The organism is Burkholderia sp. AU6039 (genome assembly GCF_002223365.1).
Lineage (GTDB): Bacteria > Pseudomonadota > Gammaproteobacteria > Burkholderiales > Burkholderiaceae > Burkholderia.
On sequence record NZ_NKFK01000005.1, the window covers coordinates 907,436 to 926,185 of the forward strand.

At 64.8% G+C, this 18,750-nt stretch carries 20 protein-coding genes; 6 read left to right on the plus strand and 14 right to left on the minus strand.

What is annotated here, in order from left to right; genetic code table 11:
- Positions 1 to 54: 54 nt before the first annotated feature.
- Positions 55 to 978, minus strand: coding sequence for a DMT family transporter (locus CFB39_RS21915; protein WP_089432355.1), 924 nt, complete (start codon positions 976 to 978; stop codon positions 55 to 57).
- A 41-nt stretch (positions 979 to 1,019) separates the two neighbouring features.
- Positions 1,020 to 1,877, minus strand: coding sequence for a LysR substrate-binding domain-containing protein (locus CFB39_RS21920; RefSeq protein ID WP_039358052.1), 858 nt, complete (start codon positions 1,875 to 1,877; stop codon positions 1,020 to 1,022).
- Between the two features lie 115 nt (positions 1,878 to 1,992).
- Between CFB39_RS21920 and CFB39_RS21925 the strand changes: the two genes are divergently transcribed.
- The 3 genes from CFB39_RS21925 to CFB39_RS21935 all read left to right on the plus strand — a co-directional run bounded on the left by CFB39_RS21925 (position 1,993) and on the right by CFB39_RS21935 (position 5,022).
- A complete protein-coding gene (locus CFB39_RS21925; protein WP_089428020.1) occupies positions 1,993 to 2,376 on the plus strand; it encodes a tautomerase family protein in 384 nt (127 codons plus the stop codon).
- A gap of 126 nt (positions 2,377 to 2,502) precedes the next feature.
- Positions 2,503 to 4,137 (plus strand): CHAD domain-containing protein, encoded by a 1,635-nt coding sequence (locus tag CFB39_RS21930; protein ID WP_089474417.1) that lies wholly within the window; start codon positions 2,503 to 2,505, stop codon positions 4,135 to 4,137.
- A gap of 48 nt (positions 4,138 to 4,185) precedes the next feature.
- Positions 4,186 to 5,022, plus strand: a complete 837-nt coding sequence (locus CFB39_RS21935; RefSeq protein ID WP_089474418.1) for a TOBE domain-containing protein — start codon at positions 4,186 to 4,188, stop codon at positions 5,020 to 5,022.
- Positions 5,023 to 5,189: 167 nt separating this feature from the next.
- Here the strand turns inward: CFB39_RS21935 and CFB39_RS21940 are convergent, their stop codons facing one another.
- The 4 genes from CFB39_RS21940 to CFB39_RS21955 form a co-directional block, all read right to left on the minus strand.
- Positions 5,190 to 5,891 carry a sulfate/molybdate ABC transporter ATP-binding protein gene (locus tag CFB39_RS21940; protein ID WP_089474419.1) on the minus strand — a complete coding sequence of 234 codons (702 nt, stop codon included), beginning with the start codon at positions 5,889 to 5,891 and terminating at the stop codon, positions 5,190 to 5,192.
- Positions 5,892 to 5,946: 55 nt separating this feature from the next.
- Positions 5,947 to 6,624 (minus strand): molybdate ABC transporter permease subunit, encoded by a 678-nt coding sequence (gene modB / locus CFB39_RS21945; RefSeq protein WP_069251074.1) that lies wholly within the window; start codon positions 6,622 to 6,624, stop codon positions 5,947 to 5,949.
- Positions 6,625 to 6,634: 10 nt separating this feature from the next.
- On the minus strand, positions 6,635 to 7,435 hold the full coding sequence (modA, locus tag CFB39_RS21950) for a molybdate ABC transporter substrate-binding protein (protein WP_089432359.1): 801 nt from the start codon (positions 7,433 to 7,435) through the stop codon (positions 6,635 to 6,637).
- A 137-nt stretch (positions 7,436 to 7,572) separates the two neighbouring features.
- Positions 7,573 to 8,271 carry a phosphatase PAP2 family protein gene (locus tag CFB39_RS21955; RefSeq protein WP_089428015.1) on the minus strand — a complete coding sequence of 233 codons (699 nt, stop codon included), beginning with the start codon at positions 8,269 to 8,271 and terminating at the stop codon, positions 7,573 to 7,575.
- 248 nt (positions 8,272 to 8,519) lie between these two features.
- Between CFB39_RS21955 and CFB39_RS21960 the strand changes: the two genes are divergently transcribed.
- Entirely contained in the window at positions 8,520 to 9,629 is a 1,110-nt protein-coding gene (locus CFB39_RS21960; protein ID WP_089474420.1) for a PHB depolymerase family esterase, read from the plus strand.
- 81 nt (positions 9,630 to 9,710) lie between these two features.
- The gene (locus CFB39_RS21965) at positions 9,711 to 9,887 is read left to right on the plus strand and encodes a DUF3563 family protein (protein ID WP_069251078.1); all 177 of its coding nucleotides are present in this window, start codon (positions 9,711 to 9,713) and stop codon (positions 9,885 to 9,887) included.
- Positions 9,888 to 10,000: 113 nt separating this feature from the next.
- Here CFB39_RS21965 and CFB39_RS21970 read toward each other — a convergent pair whose 3' ends face one another.
- The 5 genes from CFB39_RS21970 to CFB39_RS21990 all read right to left on the minus strand — a co-directional run bounded on the left by CFB39_RS21970 (position 10,001) and on the right by CFB39_RS21990 (position 13,501).
- Positions 10,001 to 10,420 carry an organic hydroperoxide resistance protein gene (locus CFB39_RS21970; protein ID WP_011355825.1) on the minus strand — a complete coding sequence of 140 codons (420 nt, stop codon included), beginning with the start codon at positions 10,418 to 10,420 and terminating at the stop codon, positions 10,001 to 10,003.
- 155 nt (positions 10,421 to 10,575) lie between these two features.
- Positions 10,576 to 11,028 (minus strand): MarR family winged helix-turn-helix transcriptional regulator, encoded by a 453-nt coding sequence (locus tag CFB39_RS21975; RefSeq protein ID WP_089474421.1) that lies wholly within the window; start codon positions 11,026 to 11,028, stop codon positions 10,576 to 10,578.
- A 177-nt stretch (positions 11,029 to 11,205) separates the two neighbouring features.
- Complete coding sequence (locus tag CFB39_RS21980; protein ID WP_089474422.1) at positions 11,206 to 12,015, minus strand: BPSS1780 family membrane protein; 810 nt, start codon at positions 12,013 to 12,015, stop codon at positions 11,206 to 11,208.
- Complete coding sequence (locus CFB39_RS21985) at positions 12,006 to 13,004, minus strand: homoserine kinase (RefSeq protein ID WP_089474423.1); 999 nt, start codon at positions 13,002 to 13,004, stop codon at positions 12,006 to 12,008. The genes CFB39_RS21980 and CFB39_RS21985 overlap by 10 nt, the downstream gene beginning before the upstream one ends.
- A gap of 101 nt (positions 13,005 to 13,105) precedes the next feature.
- A complete protein-coding gene (locus CFB39_RS21990; RefSeq protein ID WP_039358086.1) occupies positions 13,106 to 13,501 on the minus strand; it encodes a hypothetical protein in 396 nt (131 codons plus the stop codon).
- 129 nt (positions 13,502 to 13,630) lie between these two features.
- Here CFB39_RS21990 and CFB39_RS21995 point away from each other — a divergent pair, with 129 nt between their 5' ends.
- Positions 13,631 to 15,157, plus strand: a complete 1,527-nt coding sequence (locus tag CFB39_RS21995) for an AMP nucleosidase (RefSeq protein ID WP_089428010.1) — start codon at positions 13,631 to 13,633, stop codon at positions 15,155 to 15,157.
- 68 nt (positions 15,158 to 15,225) lie between these two features.
- On the opposite strand, the gene CFB39_RS22000 is transcribed toward CFB39_RS21995, so the two are convergent.
- The 3 genes from CFB39_RS22000 to CFB39_RS22005 all read right to left on the minus strand — a co-directional run bounded on the left by CFB39_RS22000 (position 15,226) and on the right by CFB39_RS22005 (position 18,611).
- Positions 15,226 to 15,912, minus strand: coding sequence for a tyrosine-type recombinase/integrase (locus CFB39_RS22000; RefSeq protein ID WP_256991443.1), 687 nt, complete (start codon positions 15,910 to 15,912; stop codon positions 15,226 to 15,228).
- Between the two features lie 329 nt (positions 15,913 to 16,241).
- Complete coding sequence (locus CFB39_RS39575; RefSeq protein WP_144030299.1) at positions 16,242 to 16,982, minus strand: hypothetical protein; 741 nt, start codon at positions 16,980 to 16,982, stop codon at positions 16,242 to 16,244.
- Positions 16,983 to 17,003: 21 nt separating this feature from the next.
- The gene (locus CFB39_RS22005; protein ID WP_089474424.1) at positions 17,004 to 18,611 is read right to left on the minus strand and encodes an ATP-dependent endonuclease; all 1,608 of its coding nucleotides are present in this window, start codon (positions 18,609 to 18,611) and stop codon (positions 17,004 to 17,006) included.
- Between the last annotated feature and the right edge of the window lie 139 nt (positions 18,612 to 18,750).

Sequence of the window (18,750 nt, forward strand, 5' to 3'; positions counted from 1 at the left end):
CGGAAGCGGTTGGCGTGGAAGTCACGCGAACCGTCATTATAGGGACGGTGCGTGTCACGCCGGGAGCGCGTCTTCGTCCTTTTTCCGGGCGTCGCCGTTCGGCAGCAACTGGCACGCGAGCAGGCCGGCCAGCATCAGCGCGCAGCCCACGAGCGCGCGCAGCGTCAGCGTTTCGCCGAGCGCGGCCCAGCCGGCGATCGCCGCGAACACGCCTTCCATGCTGAAGATCACGGCCGCGTGCGCGGGCGCCGCGTCGCGTTGCGCGACCACCTGCATCGTATAGCCGACCCCGACCGACAGCAGGCCGCCGTACAGCAGCGTCGGCAGCGCGTTGCGCAGCATCGTGCCGCTGACCGGCTCGATGACGAGGCCGACCGCGAGGCACGCCACGCCGCACACGACGAACTGCATGAACGCGAGCACGAGCGGATTGTGGCGCTTCGCGAAATGGCCGACGGCCATCACGTGCGCGGCGATGATCACGGCGCCGGCGAGCTGGAACCAGTCGCCGTACAGCACCGAGAATTGCTCGTTGATGCTGAGGAAATACAGGCCGATCGCCGCGAGCAGTGCGCCGAACCACGTGCCCGGGCCGATCCGGTGACGGGCGAACACGCCCATCAGCGGCACGATCACGACGTACAGCGAGCTGATGAAGCCTGCGTTGGCGATGCGCGTGTACTGCAGGCCGATCTGCTGCAGCGAAATCGATACCGCCAGCAGCCCGCCGAGCGCGAGGCCCGGCAGCAGCAGCGTCGGCTCACGGCGGATCGCCGCGAGTTGCGTGCGCGACGCCGTGTTCAGCATCAGCAGCGGCACCAGCACCAGCGCGCCGAGCAGGAAACGGAGCCCCGTGAACAGGAACGGCCCGATCACGTCGAGACTCAGGCGCTGGGCGACGAAAGCCGAACCCCAGATCGCGGCGGCGGCGAGCATCAGCAGGTTGGCGCGGAGGTGCTTGCGGGCGTCGGGCGTCATCGGAATTCTTCTGGAGATTGCGGGCGGCGAAACCCGTTAGTTTACGCCGAGATTGCAAGGCTGTCGGCAAACCTGCGCAACGCGGCGCCGGCACGTGCGTCGCGTACCCGCGAATACAGCACGACCTGCGACAGCGGCAGCGGCGGCAGCCCGAATTTCGCGCCGACGTCGACCAGCGTGCGCGGCGCGACCCGCCGCGCCAGCGGGCAGACGGCGAGCCCCGCGGCGGCGGCGGCCGTGACCGCCGCCACGCCGCCGCCCGTAAAGCGCTCGCGCCACGGCCGCCCCGCATGGTCGAGCGCGCGCAGCGCGGCGGCCCGCACGCCGCACGGGCCGGCCAGCACCGCGAGCGGCAGCGGCTCGCCCGCGCGCGGCACCCAGTCCGGCGCGGCGAGCCAGGCGAGCGGTTCGGAAAACAGCAGCGTGCCGTCTTCGCGCGGCGGGTCTTCGCCCGGCTCGTGCCGCACGATCACCGCATCGAACCGGCGTTCGTCGTATTGCGCGAGCAGGTTCGTCGACGTGCCGAGATGCATTTCGAGCGACAACCCCGGATCCTGCCGATGCAGGCTCGTGAGCACGGCCGGCAGGTCGGGCACCGCGACGTGCTCGCTGACGCCGAGCGACAGCCGGTGCGTACCGGCCGAGATCGCGCCCAGCGCATGATCGTGCGCATCGAGCAGCGCGCGGGCGGCCGGCAGGAAGTTCTCGCCGTCGGCGGCCAGCTTGACGACGCGCGGCGTACGCGCGAGCAGCGGCTTGCCGAGGTGGGCCTCCAGCCGCTTCAGCTTCAGGCTGACGGCCGATTGGGTGGTGCCGAGCGCGTCGGCGGCGCGCGTGAAGCTGGCGAGATCGGCGACCAGCACGAACGCACGGACCGCATCGAGATCCAGGACTTTCATTTTCGATGTAAATGGATGAAATATTCATCGATGACTGTTCATTATAGTTCGGCGCGCCTAACCTGACGCTGTGTTTCCGTTCTTCAACGTCAATTTCACCGACAGGAGCAGGACCATGCCATTCACCCGTATCGCAGTGCGCGAAGGCAAGCCGGCCGCCTACCGTGCGGCGCTCGTCGACGGCGTGCATCGCGCGCTGATGCACACGTTCAACGTGCCCGAGGACGACATCTTCATGGTTGTCACCGAGCATGCGGCCGAGAACTTCGTGTTCGGTCGTCACTACCTCGATATCGAACGCAGCGACGATCTCGTGATAATCCAGATCACCGCGAACAACACGCGTACGCTCGAGCAAAAGCGGGCGCTGTACCGGGCGATCGCGGACAACCTCGCGCAGCAGCCGGGCGTGCGGCAGCAGGACGTATTCATCAGTCTTGTCGAGGTGCTGAAGGAGGACTGGTCGTTCGGCAACGGCCTCGCGCAATACGCCGTTTGACCTGCGACAGCACGACAGGGCCAGATCGTCGCCTGCGAATTTGGGCGACGTGTACTATGGAAGCAGCTTCACGGTCGACGCCGGCGCGGATGATGCGCCGGCGATTCTTCATGTGCAGGAGCCTCCATGTCGCGTGTGCTGGAAATCGTGTTGTCGCTGTCGCTGGAAGGGTGGCCGGTCAAGGCCGTGAGTCGCGCCCGGGGGGCGCAGCGTGATTTCGGCGCCGAACTCGTGCGCGCGTGGCGGATCTGCCCGCAGGTCCGGATGCGCCGCGGCCATGAGCGCGTGACGATCGAGCCGTGCCAGATCGAGGAGGCCGAGTCGAGCCCCGGCGCGAGCTGGTGGACGTGGGTCGAGTCGAATGCGCACGGCAGGCGGGTGGTCGCGTCGCGCACGACGGCATTTGCGCCAGGCGTCACGGCGCGCGAACTGTTCGACGCGGAGCATGCGGGCATCGCCGTCGCGATGCCGCTGCCCGTGCCCGAGGCGGCCGCTGCAGCCGCCGCCGATGCACCGGCAGATGAAGTGGACGGCGTCGCGCCCGATGCCGCAGCGCTCCCGGCCCCGAGCGTGCAGCCGGAATCGTCGGCGCTGCGCCTCGTCAGCGAACGGCGGCGCGGGCGCTGGGCCGACGACGGCGGCGTCGTGGTCGAGATGACGCTCGACGACGTCACGCTGCATCGCGGCAGCGAGCCGCCGCGTCGCTTCGTCGAGCTGCGCCTTGCGGCGCCCGACTGGGAGACACTGCCCGCGCGCACCGCCGCGCTGCATGCGCTGTTTGCCGCGGCGCGCGAATTGAGCGGCGCGTGGCCCGCCTTCGTGCAATTGACGAGCGTGATCGATCGCGCATGCGCGGCCGAGCCGGCCGCCGATGGGCCCGTCAAGGCCAAGCCCGTCGACCTGAACGGCGTGCGCACGCAGCGCGCCGCGCTGTTCGCGCTGTCCGGCGACATCACCGCGCAGTGGCTCGGCAACGAGGGCGGGGTGCTCGAGCATGACGATCCCGAATTCGTGCACCAGATGCGTGTCGCGCTGCGCCGCCTGCGCACGCTGATGCGCTTCTTCCCGCGCTTTGCCGACCGCCAGTGGCGCGACACGCTCGGTGTCGACCTGCGCTGGCTTGCGTCGCTGCTCGGCACGGTGCGCGACTGGGACGTGTTCGCGACCGAAAGCCTGCCCGCGCTGATTGCGGCCGACGGCGGCGACGGCGAGTGGAACGGCACGCTCGACGCCGCGCGCGCGCAGTGCGCGGCCGCGCGGGTCGAGTTGCGCCAGGCGCTGCATTCGGCCCGCTATGCGCGGCTGACGCTCGGCTGGCTCGAGTGGCTGAGCTCGCTTGCGCTGCCGTCGGCCGAAGACGGCGACGCGCCTTCGCTGCGGCGCCACGCGACGAAGCGCGTGCGGCGGCTGTTCGGTCATCTGTACGCGTCACCGTCGCTGACGTCGCTCGACACGGCCGCGCGCCATCAGGTGCGGATCGATGCAAAGCGGCTGCGCTATGCGCTCGAATTCTTCGCGTCGCTGGCGTCGCGCCGCACGCGCACCGACACGGTCAAGACACTCGCGCGCGTGCAGAGCGTGCTCGGCGAAGCGAACGACACGATGGTCGCGCTGCAGCACCTCGAAAAATTGGCTGCGCCGCCGTACCAGCTCGGGTTCGTGCGTGGCTACGGCGCGGCGCTCGAGCAACGCGCGGCGCGCGACGCCGAGACGCTGCTGGCCAGCCTGCGGCCGCCGAAGCTCGACGGCAAGCCGGGTTGACCGGCACGCGCTGACTATAATGGCCGCCCGATTTCCCTACGCATCCCGATGACCGACGCACCGCATTCGTTCCCGTCCGCCGAACCGCTCGAACTGGGCGGCGAGCTGTGGCTGCGCGCCGGCGAGCAGACGCTCGGCGGCGCCACGCGCATCGCGTTGCTCGCGGCGATCGGCGACACCGGTTCGATCACGCGCGCGGCGAAGGCCGTCGGCCTCAGCTACAAGGCCGCGTGGGATGCGGTCGACACGATGAACAATCTGGCCGGCGAACCGCTCGTCGCGCGCTCGACAGGCGGCAAGGGCGGCGGCGGCACGACGCTGACGCCGCGCGCCACTTCGCTGATCGCCGCGTTCCGCACGATCGAGCGCGAGCATCGCCGGTTCATCGAGGCCGCGAGCGCGGCCGTGGCCGGATTCGACGTCGACTGGGCGCTGATCGGCCGGATCGGGATGAAGACCAGCGCACGCAACCAGTTGTTCGGCAAGGTCGCATCGATCGTGCGCGGCACCGTCAACGACGAAGTCACGCTCACGCTGCCCGGCGGGCAGCCGATCGTTGCCGTGCTGACGCACGAGAGCGCCGATGCGCTCGGCCTGCAGGTCGGCGCGAACGCCTGCGCGCTGGTGAAGGCATCGTGGGTCGTGCTCGCGGTCGACGATGGCGAACCCGAGTTGAAGGTGTCCGCACGGAATCAGTTGCGCGGCAGCGTGGAAACCGTCGCGGCGGGCGCGGTGAACAGCGAGGTGACGCTGGCGCTCGACGGCGGCGGGACGTTGACGGCCGTCGTGACCAACGACAGCGTCGAGGCGTTGCAACTCGACGCCGGCGAGCGGGCGATCGCGCTGTTCAAGGCGTCGAGCGTGATTCTTGCGGTGACGGGCTGACGAAGCAGGCCGGGCGGCGCGCATCGACGATCGTGTGACGGGCGGGGCGAAGCCGGCATCGCACAACGCCTGCACGGCACCGGCTTCGTTTCCGCTTTCAGCCTATGCCGCTACGCGCGGCTTCTCTCAGGCTCCAACCTGCCTGCCACGACCACAGCCTCGCGCGCTCAGGTGACGCGCGTCGGCCACTCGGCGTGCGGCGGAGTCGCCTGCACGCGTCCTTCGCTCAACTGCACGACCTGGTCGCCGAACGCGGCGACGTCGTCGGGGTCGTGCGAGATCAGCACCATCGGGATATCGAGCCGCGCCTGCAGCTCGGCGAGCTCGTGACGCATGCGCTGGCGCATGGCGCCGTCGAGCGCCGCGAACGGTTCGTCGAGCAGCAGGATCCGCGGTTGCGCGACCAGTGCGCGCGCCAGCGCGACGCGCTGTTTCTGCCCGCCCGACAATTGCGACGGATACTGCCCCGCGAGCGCCTCGAGATCGAACGCCTGCAGCCAGTACGCGACTTCCGGCGGCACCGTCTTCGCACGCGGGTTGCGCAGCCCCGACGTGAGCCCGAATGCAATGTTCTGGCGCACGTTCAGATGCGGAAACAGCGCGTAATCCTGGAACAGGTACGCGACGCGCCGCTCGCGGGTCGGCACGTCGATGCGGCGCGCGGCGTCGAACAGCGGTTCGCCGTTCAGCGTGATCGTGCCTTCGTCGGGCGACAGCAGGCCGGCGATCGCCTGCAGCGTCATGCTCTTGCCTGCACCGGACGGCCCGAACAGCACGACGCGCTGCGTCGTTGCCGTGAACGACATGTCGAGCGTGAAGCGGCGTTCGGCGTTTGCGTAGGTCTTGCGGATGTCGACGACGAGGCTCATGCGTGCCTCCGTCGCAGCCGCTCAATGGCGAAAGACGATGAACGAGGCGAGCGCATCATGTCAGCTGGTCCCGCCGGGCACGCGACGGCACGAGCCAGCCGGTCGCGAGCAGTACGAGCACGCAGGTGATCGACGTCACCAGCACGAGGAAGTTGGCCGTATTGTCGTCGCCGGCCTGGACGGCCGCGTAGATCGCGACCGACAGCGTCTGCGTGCGGCCGGGCAGGTTGCCCGCGATCATCAGCGTCGCGCCGAACTCGCCGAGCGCGCGTGCGAACGCGAGCAGCGCACCCGCGAGAATGCCGCGCGTGGCGAGCGGCAGCGTCACGCGGAAAAACACCGCGACTTCGCCGAGCCCGAGCGTGCGCGCCGCGCGTTCGAGGTGCGGATCGACGCCTTCGAACGCCGCCCGTGCCGACTTCAGGATCAACGGAAACGCGACGACCATTGATGCGATCACCGCGCCTTGCCACGTGAAGACGAGCTCGATGCCGAGCGTGTCGAGCCACGCGCCGAACACGCCGCGCCGGCCGAGCAGCACGAGCAGGTAATAGCCGAGTACCGTCGGCGGGAGCACGAGCGGCAGCGTCAGCACGGAATCGACGACGTCGCGCAGCGGCGAGCGCCAGCGCGCGAGCATGAACGCGGCCGCGACGCCGAGCACGATGTCGAGCGCGGTTGCCCAGCCGGCAACCTTCAACGACAGCAGCAGCGGTACCCACGCGTCTTGCATCGCGCTACGCTCACTTGCCCGCGGGCTTGAAGCCGAACGTCGACAGCACGGCCTGGCCCTGCGGCGACGCGACGAAGTCGATGAACGACTGCGCCTGCGCGGCGTGGCGGCTGTCCTTGACCACGGCGATCGGATAGGTGATGGCCGTCTTCGTCGGCACCGTCAGCGCGACCTTCACGCGGCCCGGCATGATCGCGGCGTCGGTGCCGAACACGAAGCCCGCATCGACTTCGCCGCGCGCGACATAGTCGAGGCTCTGGCGCACGTTGGCGGCCAGCACGCCCTTCGCGCTGACGGCATCCCACACGCCGGCCGCGCGCAGCGCGCCTTCCGTGTAGCGGCCGACCGGCACCGATGCCGGGTCGCCATACGCGATGCGCTTCACGCCGGGCGCGGTCAGGTCGTTCAGCGCCGTCGGCGCGGCGGCCTTGCTGTCCGCCGGCACGATCAGCACGAGCGAGTTCGCCGCGAAATCGCGACGCGTGGCGGGCACGATCACCTTTTCGTCCGCCGCGCGATCCATCGCCTTCTGGTCGGCCGACGCGAACACGTCGGCCGGCGCGCCCTTGGCGATCTGCTGCATCAGCACGTCCGACGCGCCGAAGTTGAACAGCACCTTGGTCTCCGGATGCTGCTTCTCGTACGCGTCACCGACGGCCTTGAACGCGTTCGTCAGGCTGGCGGCGGCCGACACGACCAGTTCGTCGGCAGCGGAAGCGGGCGCGCTGAACGCGATACCGGCAGCGGCAAGCGTGGCGATCGGCAGCAGGCGAAGCAGGGTGCGGCGAAGCGGACGGACGGTTGAGCGCATGGTGGATTCGTTTTGAATGGGTGGAAACCGTAATCGTAATATAGGGCGGGTTATAACGCTCGACATACCGCTCATGCGACGGCGCGCATGGAATGGTCAGACGTGAAAAGTGGCGAACGCGACGGCCGGGTGGCCCGTCACGTACGGAGCGTGTGCGGCGACGATTGGGTGCGCTGCAGCGACGACGGCTGCGAAGCAGGGCGGTAGTTCGGGTTGGCCTTCCAGCGCGCGCGGACGAACGGACGCTCGTGGCCCGACAGTTGCAGCGCCACCTTGGTGACCCAGCGATGTGACGGCACCGTGATGCCGTGCAGCGCCACGGTCACGAGCGCGAGGCTCGCGACGACCGCAGGCACCGACCAGCGGTGCGGCACCGCGCGCCACGAACCGGCGATGAACGCGATCGCGGCGATCGCGCCGACGATGCAGCCGGTGATGGATTCGGACGGCGAATGGGCGTCGAGTGCGACGCGCGACACGCCGACCGCGACGCCGGCCGCGAGCCCGAGCGCGATGCCGGCGAGTCGCACCGGCGTGCGCGTGCGGATCAGCGCCAGGAAAATCGCGACCGGATAGACCGACGTCGACAGCATCGCGTGGCCGCTGAACCCCGTGAAATCCCACTTGCGGATGCCGATCCCCCAGCCGAGGAACGCGATCTTCGTGAGCGCGACCACGCCGATCGCGGCCGCGAGCACGCCGAGCCACGCGGCCGCGCGCTGCCACGAATAGCCGAGCGCCAGCCAGACGGCGATCGTGATCGCGAGCGGCAAGGTCAGGCCGGCGCCGCCGAACGCGGTGATCATGATCCACAGGTGAGACGACAGGTCAAACATCGGGAAGGGGACGTACGAAGGCGGGGAGGATGCTTAAATCAACGCGCGAGCCGGAAAGAACGACTACAACGGATACAAGCGGCGAAGCCCCAGTATAGCGCCGCGTGCGCATGAGCCCCGTTTTTTGCGCGGCCGGGAACGATCCGCATGCAGGAAAAGTCCGAGAAACAATGTTATGGTGCATTGCACAAAGACGAACGATGCATCCGCTGTGGTGCCCCTATTTTTCCTGACTGCGAGCCCGATCGATGACCAAAAGTCTGACCAAGGTGTGGCTGGGCGGCATGAAACGCATGCTGTCTCCTGCCGCCAAGCGCTCGGCGCGCGATGCGCAGCGCATCACACGCGATGCACTCGAGGCTGCGGCCTCCGCCGCCGTATCCGATCTGTCCCCGCCGCGCGAATCGCGCGTGCGACCGCGCGCGGCCGCATGGGCGGCCGGCGAGTGGACGCGCGGCGAACATCCGATGGCCCCCGCGCTGGGGCGCCTCGTCCAGAATCTCGCGTACGGCCTTTACGTGCCGCCTGGCCGCCGGCGTGGCGCGATGCCGCTCGTGGTGATGCTGCACGGCTGCCAGCAGTCCGTCGACGAATTCGCGCAAGGCACGCGGATGAACCTGCTGGCCGACAAGCACGGCTTTGCAGTGCTGTATCCGGAGCAGTCGCTGCGCGCGCACGCGCATGGCTGCTGGCACTGGTATGAAGACACCGACCGCGCGGGCCGCGGCGAGGTGAACGCGGTGGCGTCGCTCGTCGACGCGCTCGTCGACGAACACGGTTTCGACGCGTCGCGTGTCTATGTCGCGGGGTTGTCGGCCGGCGCGGGTCTCGCGTCGCTTCTTGCACTGCACCATCCGGACCGTTTCGCGGCGGTGGCGCTGCATTCGGGCCCGGCGCTCGGCGAGGCGACCTCGGGCATTACCGCGATGGACGTGATGCGGCGCGGCGTGCGCCAGAACCCGGCGGCGGCCGTCGACGCGCTGGTCGATGCCGCCGCGTATCCGGGCATGCCGGCGCTGGTCGTCCAGGGCGACGGTGACCATGTGGTCGCGCCGAAGAATGCCGACCAGCTGACGGTGCAGTTCATGCGCCTGAACGGGCTTGCCGACAGCCGCGGCGCGTTGCGTGGCGGCGAACGGGTCGAGAAGCGCGACGCAGGCGCGCAGATCACCGATGTCTGCCGCGACGGCGAGCCGGTCGTACGGCTCTGTCATGTGAAAGGGCTCGACCATGCGTGGGCCGGCGGCGACGAAGCCGTGCCGTTCCACGCGGCGGTCGGCCCCGATGCGAGCGCGATGATCTGGGCCTTTTTCGAAACCCAGCGCCGCACTGTGGCGACCGAACGACGCACCGTCTGATCGACGCTGGCCAAAGACTAGGGTTTTCCCTATAATTCGGGAAAACCCTAGTCAAAGAACCTTTGGATTGCGAGATCAACCATGTACCTGCTGAGCCACCTCTTCCTGATGCTGACCAAGAACGCCGAAAAGGCCTCGAAAGAGCGCGCCGACGCGTACCTGGCCGAAGCCACCGACATCTATGATCTCGAATTCCGCATGCGCAAGATCGATCGCGAAGCGGCGATGAACCGCCCGTACACGTTCGGTTCGCGCTAAGGAGCGCAGGGCGGGCAGTCAGGTCCGCCGCTCCGGCGAGTCACGCAGCAGAAAAGGGCGCGTGCGGCACCATGCCGCACGCGCCCTTTTTGCATTCCAGGCCTTGTGTCGCGTCAGACGACCGTCAGGCGCACCGGCACGTTGTTACGCGTCGCGTTCGAGTACGGGCACACGTGGTGCGCCTTTTCGACCAGCGCTTGCGCGTCGGCCTTGTCGAATCCCGGCAGCGATACGCGCAGTTCGACGTCGAGCCCGAAGCCGCCTGCGTCGTTCGGGCCGATGCCGACTTCCGCCGTGACCTGCGTGTCGGCCGGCAGCGCCTTCTTGTCCTGGCCGGCGACGAATTTCATCGCGCTCAGGAAACAGGCCGAGTAACCTGCGGCAAACAGCTGCTCCGGATTCGTGCCTTCCGCGCCCGTGCCGCCGAGTTCGCGCGGCGCGGCCAGCTTCACTTCCAGCTTGTTGTCAGCGGATACCGCGCGGCCGTCGCGGCCACCCGTGCTCGTGGCGCTGGTCTTGTACAGAATGTTCATCGTGCAGCTCCTGTCTGGAAAAGGGAGGAAAGCGGCCCGGTCGAACGGGGTGTCGCCGGCCACCTACAAACAATAGAACACAAATCATTTGTGTGCAAATGAATTTTTGAAGAAAAGGCCCGACAGTGTCGGGCCGGTTCATCGAGGCTCGGCTGTCAGCGTTCGTTGGCGGCCGACAGTGCGTCGCGCAACTGCTGAAGATCGGCGCGCAGCCTGACCAGGAAGTCGGGCGATTGCTGCATCGCGCAAAAGAGATCGGCGGGCACCGAGCGCGCGCGCTCCTTCAACACACGGCCTTCCGGCGTCACAAGCACGTTCACGATGCGTTCGTCGGCTGCGCTGCGCACACGCTCGACGTAGCCGAGCGCCTCCAGCCGCTTCAGCAGGGGCGTGACCGTGGCCGGGTCGAGGTCGAGCCGCGCGGCGATGTCCTTCACGGCGATGTCGTCGCGTTCCCACAGCACGAGCATCGCGAGATATTGGGGATAGGTCAGCGACAGCTTGTCGAGCAGCGGCTTGTACGCCTTCGTCATCGCGTGCGAAGTCGAGTAGAGCGCGAAGCAGAGTTGCTCGTCGAGTGTCTGGGGCAGCGGAGGCAGGCGGTCCATGATTCGGGCGGCGCGGCGAACGCGCGAACAATTTGTACGCAAATTATTTTGCGCGCAAAAGATCCGGATGAACAGGGGCGAGCGGGGGCTGCCGGAGGCGGGGGAAGGGCGAGGGCGCCGGGAGGCCACCCGGCGCGAAGAACGGCGGGCCGGCGCCGCGCGCCGGCCGGAGAGACTTCAGCGGCCCGACGTGGTGGTCGTCGCCCCCGGTTCCTGTACGCCGAAGCAGCCGCGATAGGTCGCGTAGAACGAGCAATACAGCATCGTGACGATGATGATCGTCACCGGCATCATGATCGTCAGCGCATAGGCGCCAGCGCCGAGCGCCTGCAGCAGCAGCGACAGCGCGAGCGACGTGCCGAGCGCGACGGCGAACCACAGCACGCCGTACACGATGAACGCGCCGCGATTGCGCCAGCAGCTGACGACGCTGAAGAACAGCGCCTTGGCGGGCGGGACGTCATGCCACGCGACCAGCACCGGCGCGAACCAGAACAGCATCGCGACCGGCAGGTACAGCAGCGTCGCGAAGAACAGCGCGCCGAGCGTGCCTTGCGCGGCGAGCGCTTCCGGCGTCGTGCTGGCTTCGTCGGCCGCGCCCATCATCACGTGGAACAGCGCGCCGCCGTCCACGAACGACGAAGCGGCGAACACGACCACCATCGACGCGACGTAGAGCACGCCGAGCACGAGCAGCCGCTGGGTCGCGACGGTGCCGTACGAGCGGAAGCCGTCGACGAGGATCGTCGGCATCACGGGCTTGCCGGCCACCGTGTCGCGGCACGCGGCCATGAAGCCGACCGCGACGCCGGGAATGAATACCAGCGGCAGCGCGGAGCCGATCACGGGCACCATCGATATCAGCGTGATCGCCAGCAGGTACGTGAAGAACAGCGTGATGAACGCGAGCGGGTTCCGGCGGAACAGCCAGACGCCTTGACGGAACCAGACATAGCCCGTTTTGGCGGGCACTTCGATCAGTTGCATGCGGTGTGGATCTCGGGAAGCGCGGGCGTATGCGCGATGCGCTCGCGCAGGATGCGTTCGAAATGGCCGGGGTCGTGCGGCTTGAGCATCTCGGCCGCGCGCGGCAGGTAGAAGTCGTACAGGCGCGACACCCAGAAGCGGTACGCGCCCGCGCGCAGCATGTCGCTCCAGTGGCGGCGCTCCTCGGCCGTGAACGGCCGCACGGTCTGGTATGCGCGCAGCAGCGCGTCGGCGCGCGCGACGTCGAGCACGCCGGTCGCGAGGTCGACGCACCAGTCGTTGACCGTGACCGCGACGTCGAACAGCCACTTGTCGCAGCCCGCGAAATAGAAGTCGAAGAAACCGCCGAGCCGCACGGCGTGGCCGGTGCCGGGCGCCGCGTGCGCGAACAGCACGTTGTCGCGGAACAGGTCGCAATGGCACGGCCCGGCCGGCAGCGCCGCGTAGTCGGCCGACGCGAAGAAGCTGGCCTGGTGCGCGAGTTCGCCTTCCAGCAGCGCGCGCTGCTCATCCGTGATGAACGGCACGATCGCCGGCACGTTTTCCTGCCACCACGGCAGGCTGCGCAGGTTCGGCTGGTTGCGCGGATAGTCGCGGCCGGCGAGGTGCAGGCGCGCGAGCATCTGCCCGACCTCGATGCAATGTTCGACCCCCGGCGCCAGTTCGGCCGAGCCCTCGAGCTTCGTGACGATCGCGGCCGGCTTGCCGTGCAGCTCGCCGAACAGCGCGCCGTCGTCACGCGGGATCGGATCCGGCACCGGCACGCCGTGGCCGGCCAGATGGCGCATCAGGTCGAGATAGAACGGCAGTTGCTGCGCCGTGAGCTTTTCGAAGATCGTGAGGACGTACTCGCCGCGCGTCGTCGTCAGGAAGAAGTTGCTGTTTTCGATACCGGACGGAATGCCGCGGAACGCAAGCACGTCGCCCAGTTCGTAGTGGCGCATCCATTGCGCGAGATCGGAGTCGGAAACAGCAGTGAAAACGGCCATGCGGGATGCGTCAGGTCAGGGTGTCGGCACGCGGGCGGCGTGCGTCGCGACAACAGGTGAAGGGAGGCGGCGCGCGGCGTTCGGGGCCGCGCGCCGCGGAATCAGTAGCGCAGGTTCAGCGACGGCAGGCGCGTGATCGGGATGCCCGCGTCGTGCGGCTTCGGCGACGTGTCGGGCGTCGAGCTCATCTGATAGCGCGTGCCGAAGTTCGACTTCACGTCGATCTCGACCGGCTTGCCGCGATCGCGGTACTCGGTGACTTCGGTGCCGTTCTTGCTCTTTTCGTGGAAGCTCGGCGTGCGGCGGATGTCGGCGAAGTCGACTTTCGACGTGACTTCGGCGCCCGGCCGGTTGATCTTGCGGAGATCGGGCAGGCCGGCGGCCTCGTTGGCCTCGGCCCGGGCCTGCGCGTCGGCGTCAGGCGTGCCGCCGGCGGCGTAAGCGACGCTGGCGGCGGCAAACGCGGCGGCAGCGGCGACGAGAATGAGCGGCTTCATGATGAGTCTCCAGTGAACCCACCGATTTTAGCAAATACTGCGCCCCATCCGGCCCTCGCGTGCGTAGGGGCAGCCATAAAGGCGACCGGGTTCCGTGGTAATGTCGTCGGATCAGACGAGGTGATGAAAATGAAGAACGATTTGAGCCGCCGGCACCGAGTGCTGACGCCCGAAAGCCCGTCGGTCGAGGCTTTCGACGATCCGATCGCCGCCGTCGCGCGGCTGTCCGCCATTTACGACACGAACACGGGCTTCCTGCGCGACGCATTCGCGCGCTATCGCCGCCACGAATCGATTACCGAGCACGTGCGCGCGTGCTACCCGTTCGTGCGGATCCGCACCGACGTCAACACGCACGTCGATTCGCGCCGCTCGTACGGTTTCGTCGCGGGCCCCGGCGTATTCGAGACGACGGTCACGCGCCCCGATCTCTTCGCGAACTACTATCGCGAGCAACTGCGCCTGCTGGCGAAGAACCACCATGTGAAGATCGAGATCGGCGTGTCGTCGCAGCCGATTCCGATCCATTTCGCATTTCCGGAAGGCATCCATCTCGAGGGCGAGCTCGACCGCGACCGCCTGCTCGCGATGCGCGACATTTTCGACACGCCCGACCTGTCGTATCTCGACGATCGCATCGTCAACGGCACGTTCGAGCCGGCGCCGGGCGAGCCGCATCCGCTTGCGCTGTTCACGGCCGCGCGCGTCGACTTCTCGCTGCACCGGCTGCGCCACTACACGGCGACGTCGCCCACGCATTTCCAGAACTACGTGCTCTACACGAACTACCAGTTCTACATCGACGAGTTCGTGAAGCTGGGTCGCACGGTGATGACCGAGAGCGACGATCCCGAGGTGCGTGCCTACCGCAGCCAGTACAGCGCGTTCGTCGAGCCGGGCGATGTCGTCACCTACAACGCGAACCTCGGCAGCGAGCCGGCCGAAGGCAACGCGCCGCCGCGCCTGCCGCAGATGCCCGCGTATCACCTGAAGCGCGCGGACGGCAGCGGGATCACGATGGTCAACATCGGCGTCGGCCCGTCGAACGCGAAGACGATCACCGATCACATCGCGGTGCTGCGTCCGCACGCGTGGGTGATGCTCGGCCACTGCGCGGGGCTGCGCAACACGCAGCGTCTCGGCGACTACGTGCTCGCACACGGCTACGTGCGCGAGGATCACGTGCTCGACGCCGACCTGCCGCTGTGGGTGCCGATTCCGGCGCTCGCTGAAGTGCAGCTCGCGCTCGAACGCGGGGTGGCCGAGGTCACGCAGCTTGATGGCGTCGAACTGAAGCGCGTGATGCGCACGGGTACGGTCGCGAGCGTCGACAACCGCAACTGGGAGCTGCGCGACCATCGCGAACCGGTGCAGCGCCTGTCGCAGAGCCGCGCGATCGCGCTCGACATGGAAAGCGCGACGATCGCCGCGAACGGCTTCCGCTTCCGCGTGCCGTACGGCACGCTGCTGTGCGTCTCGGACAAGCCGCTGCACGGCGAGCTGAAACTGCCGGGCATGGCCGACACGTTCTATCGCGGGCAGGTCGACCAGCATCTGCAGATCGGCGTGAAGGCGATGGAGATCCTGCGCACGAACGGGCTCGACAAGCTGCATAGCCGGAAGTTGCGGAGTTTTGCGGAAGTGGCGTTCCAGTAACAAGCCGTTAAGTTAAAGGCTCCCCGGACAACATGGGGAGCCTTCGTGTCTAACATGAGCGTCAGTGTCTAACTTGCGCGCGTCAATGGAACTGGGTGGACACGTTCTACTTCGCGCGACTTCGTGTAGTGTGCCGTCATGCTTTCGGTCGTGTGGCCTGCCAGTGATTGCGCTGCCGCGGCTCCCCGCTGGCGCTTCAGATCGATCAGCGCCTTCGCCCGCAGATCGTGGAAGTGCATGCCGATCAGGTACAGCGGGTTCGGGGTGATTCCCCTCTCTTCGCAGTCTTTTTCGTAGGCCGATCGTGCGCGCTGGCAAGCGCGTTTCCATCCTGAGTACGCGCCGATGTACGTGAAGCGGCCGACGGCATGCGTGCAGATCACTGGCCCGATGGCGGTAATCTTGCCGCCGCGCGCCTGGTCGAGTGTTTCTCGCAGGTCGGGCGTCATCTCGATCAACAGGCGCACGCCGCTGCTGTTGACCGTCTTGCTCGGGTGAAACGAAATTTCCTCGTCGGACACGTTCTGCCAGTTGAGCGCGAGAAGATCGCCGATCCGTTGAGCGGTCTGGTAGGCCAGGTCGATCAGGCAGAGGACCGACCGTGCGGACGGATGTCTTGTAGCCGGCACCGGAAACGATGGCCGCCCGTACCGCATCCAGCTCGTCGTCCGTGATGTAGCGATCCCGCTTCCTTTCCCTGGCCGCGCCGATCTCGCGCACGGGATTGCGGTCGCAAAGTCAGCGTCGAACAGCATGCATGAAGATCAGCGACAGCAATGCCTTGTGTTTGTCTCGGCGGCTCCACGCGCCGTTAGAGCGGAGGGCTACCCGGGCTGGCGGGTGCGTCGGCATGCGGCATGCCCGTGGCGAGGCTGCTGATGCGCGCTAGGTGCCGCCTCTGGGGTGCGAGTCTGGCCCTGATGAGGTTGGCGCAGACTTGGCGCGTGCAGTTGTGTCCCCGCCTCACTTGCCCGCAAAAATGAACGGTTTTTACGCACGCATGCGCCGGGCGCGTCGGACCGTCCCGCGCAGGCCGCGCGGCAATCGCCTGGGAGATTGCGTTATGCAGTTTTATGCGCCTTGGTTATGCGGTCTCGGCATCGCTTTGGTAGTCGTCGTCATATCGCGCTCGCAGTGGCTTCGTTATCTGTAGCAGTTCAGAAAAGTCGTCAAATACGACTTCACGGAGTTGTTTTGCCAGAGATTCGTGAGATTCGATGACTGGATTCGAGTCGCGTCTGAGGTCCGAAAGCCATGAAGATTTTCGAGCAAACATCTGCTCTTCGAATCCACCATGAACGTAACTGGAGAGATTGTTGTAGGACTTGGCTATTTCAGGGATCCGGTCCTCCAACGATTTGACGAGGGTCATTACGTTGTGCCCATTGCCCTTGAATATGCCGCCTGGCGAATCATCAGTCGGTCGGTATTTCGCCATTAAGCGACCAACGCCCGCGCGTAGATCGTCAAGGGACGTCCGTTGCAATTTGTACTGACGCCACAGGCGCATTCCCTTATGGAGCCTGCCTGCGACCTCGATATAGGCTCGTACTGCCAGCGCATGGGCATATTCGTTGCGAAATTCTTTCTCAACAAACAAAGCACTCTCAATTTGAATGATTGGCACTAGTCCAGCGAAGTAGGAGCTCGCGGTGAGAAAAACGACTGTTTGTGAAAATAAATCATCTACCTTCCTCTCGTTTGCATAACGCCTGACCTTGTCTAGTTCGTCGCCTATAGTGTGGAGGCGCTTCTGATGCTCCGATCCCCAGATGCCGTCATAAAATAGCTTAATAACGTCGGTGTTCGGCGATGTGAGTGTCATAGATGGATTTCTTGTTAATTTTTATTGTTCCAAGCTTCTTAGGAACTTCCCAAGATCCGTGTTTTCTATATCCGCGAACTCTGTTTCTCTCGCAATTTTCCAGTTTTGTGATTTGTGCCAGGGTTTGTGGCATTCTTTTAGTAATTGAAATGGCTCAAGCGGTTTGTAATTCTCTCCTAGTACTTTTATAATTGCGTTTTCTTCGAAATAATTTTCTGTTGCTCTGCGTTCTGAGACGGCGACCTCGACTCCCAATTGTTTGCAAGCGGCGACGAAATTTTCGCGCTCCGATGATAGTGGCTCGCTCGCTGACTTTCGTTCGCTATCGATGAATATTTTTATGTTTCGCGCGTCTGCTATTCTACATATTTCTGAAAGATGGGTCGAGATGTTTCCGTTTATCAGGGATGATCCTCCTAGCTGCATGATTACATATTTTTGATCAATTTTTAATTTTCTAAGAAATTCTTGAAAAAATAGAACGTCAGTCGGCCCCTCGACCAATAATATGCGTTCGCATCCGATTTCTAACCGAGCTGCATACCCGAGTTCACCTAACAATTCTGCAAGATTGATGCTGCTACTATTAAGCGGTTGCATCTTCGTCACATGACTTCTTTGTACGACAAGTACTCTTTCGGCGGCTGTTCTCGCAAGTCCGTAAGAGTGAGTTGCAAACAAAAGTCCTTTGCTGCAATGCTCGAATAATGCAGCAAGGAAGCTAAGTTGAAGTGTTGGGTGGAGGCTTAGTTCTGGTTCGTCAATCAGGATATAGGTCGGCTCCATTACTAAAGCACTCGCGAGAGTCATTACTAACTGTGCAACACCCGATCCTATTTCGTAGAGTTTATGGGGGTGTCCGTTAATATAAACGTCTAGACTCTTTCCTTGGCTGTCGGCATTGATTTGAAGTGAATTGAAGCCGAGGAGTTCGGCGATCTTTCGTTCAACGCGTCCAATCGCAACTTTGCTTTTTTTAACGTTGCCTGCCTTCCATGTATCCCAAGTGGAAACGAGGGCTGTTCCGACCGGCATGTCATAGTAATTGGAGGCGCCTTCATTGATTGCGTTTCGAAATGCGGGGAAAAATCGCGCTTTAGATAAATCATTTAAAAATGATTGTAGGATAGAGAAATTTATTCTGATGTGATTGTATGTGAGTATTGGTCCGCTAATGTTGCTGGCGCTTTTTATGCTTTGCTCGTTGAGAGTGTGTATGCTGCCGGATTTGTTTACGCCTTTTACTAATTTCGGGTTAATTGTTCTATTTTCAAGGTCGTATAAAACTTCTATGTATGTGATGCAATAGTAATTTGGATCGTTGTCTGTGGATGAGTTGTTTAATGAAATTGATATTTCGATTCGCGTTGGGTCGTCTGAATTGGCTAATTCTGTGATATCCGACACGCCTGTAGGATCGGCTCGTGCTGAATATTGGGCATGCGGCATCAGGCAGGCGAATACTGATGGCCACACACTCCTTAGTTCATATATGGATCGTAGGGCGGCAGATTTTCCGGCATTGTTGGGGCCGATGAGTGCTGTTAACCCGTGATGGAATTCAAGTACTGCCGGATTGTTCCAATCGAAACATCGGAAATTGCGCAGGCTGACGGTAGCAATGTGCATGATGATTTTTCTACTAGCGCGTGATGGTATGAGTTTTAGCCAGTCGTGAAGATAGTGGATTGCCTAGGGCGATGCTGGCCTCGAGTGTGCATGTACCTGAAAGGTGGTGCTCTTGTTGAGGACAAGTATCGTGGCTTTT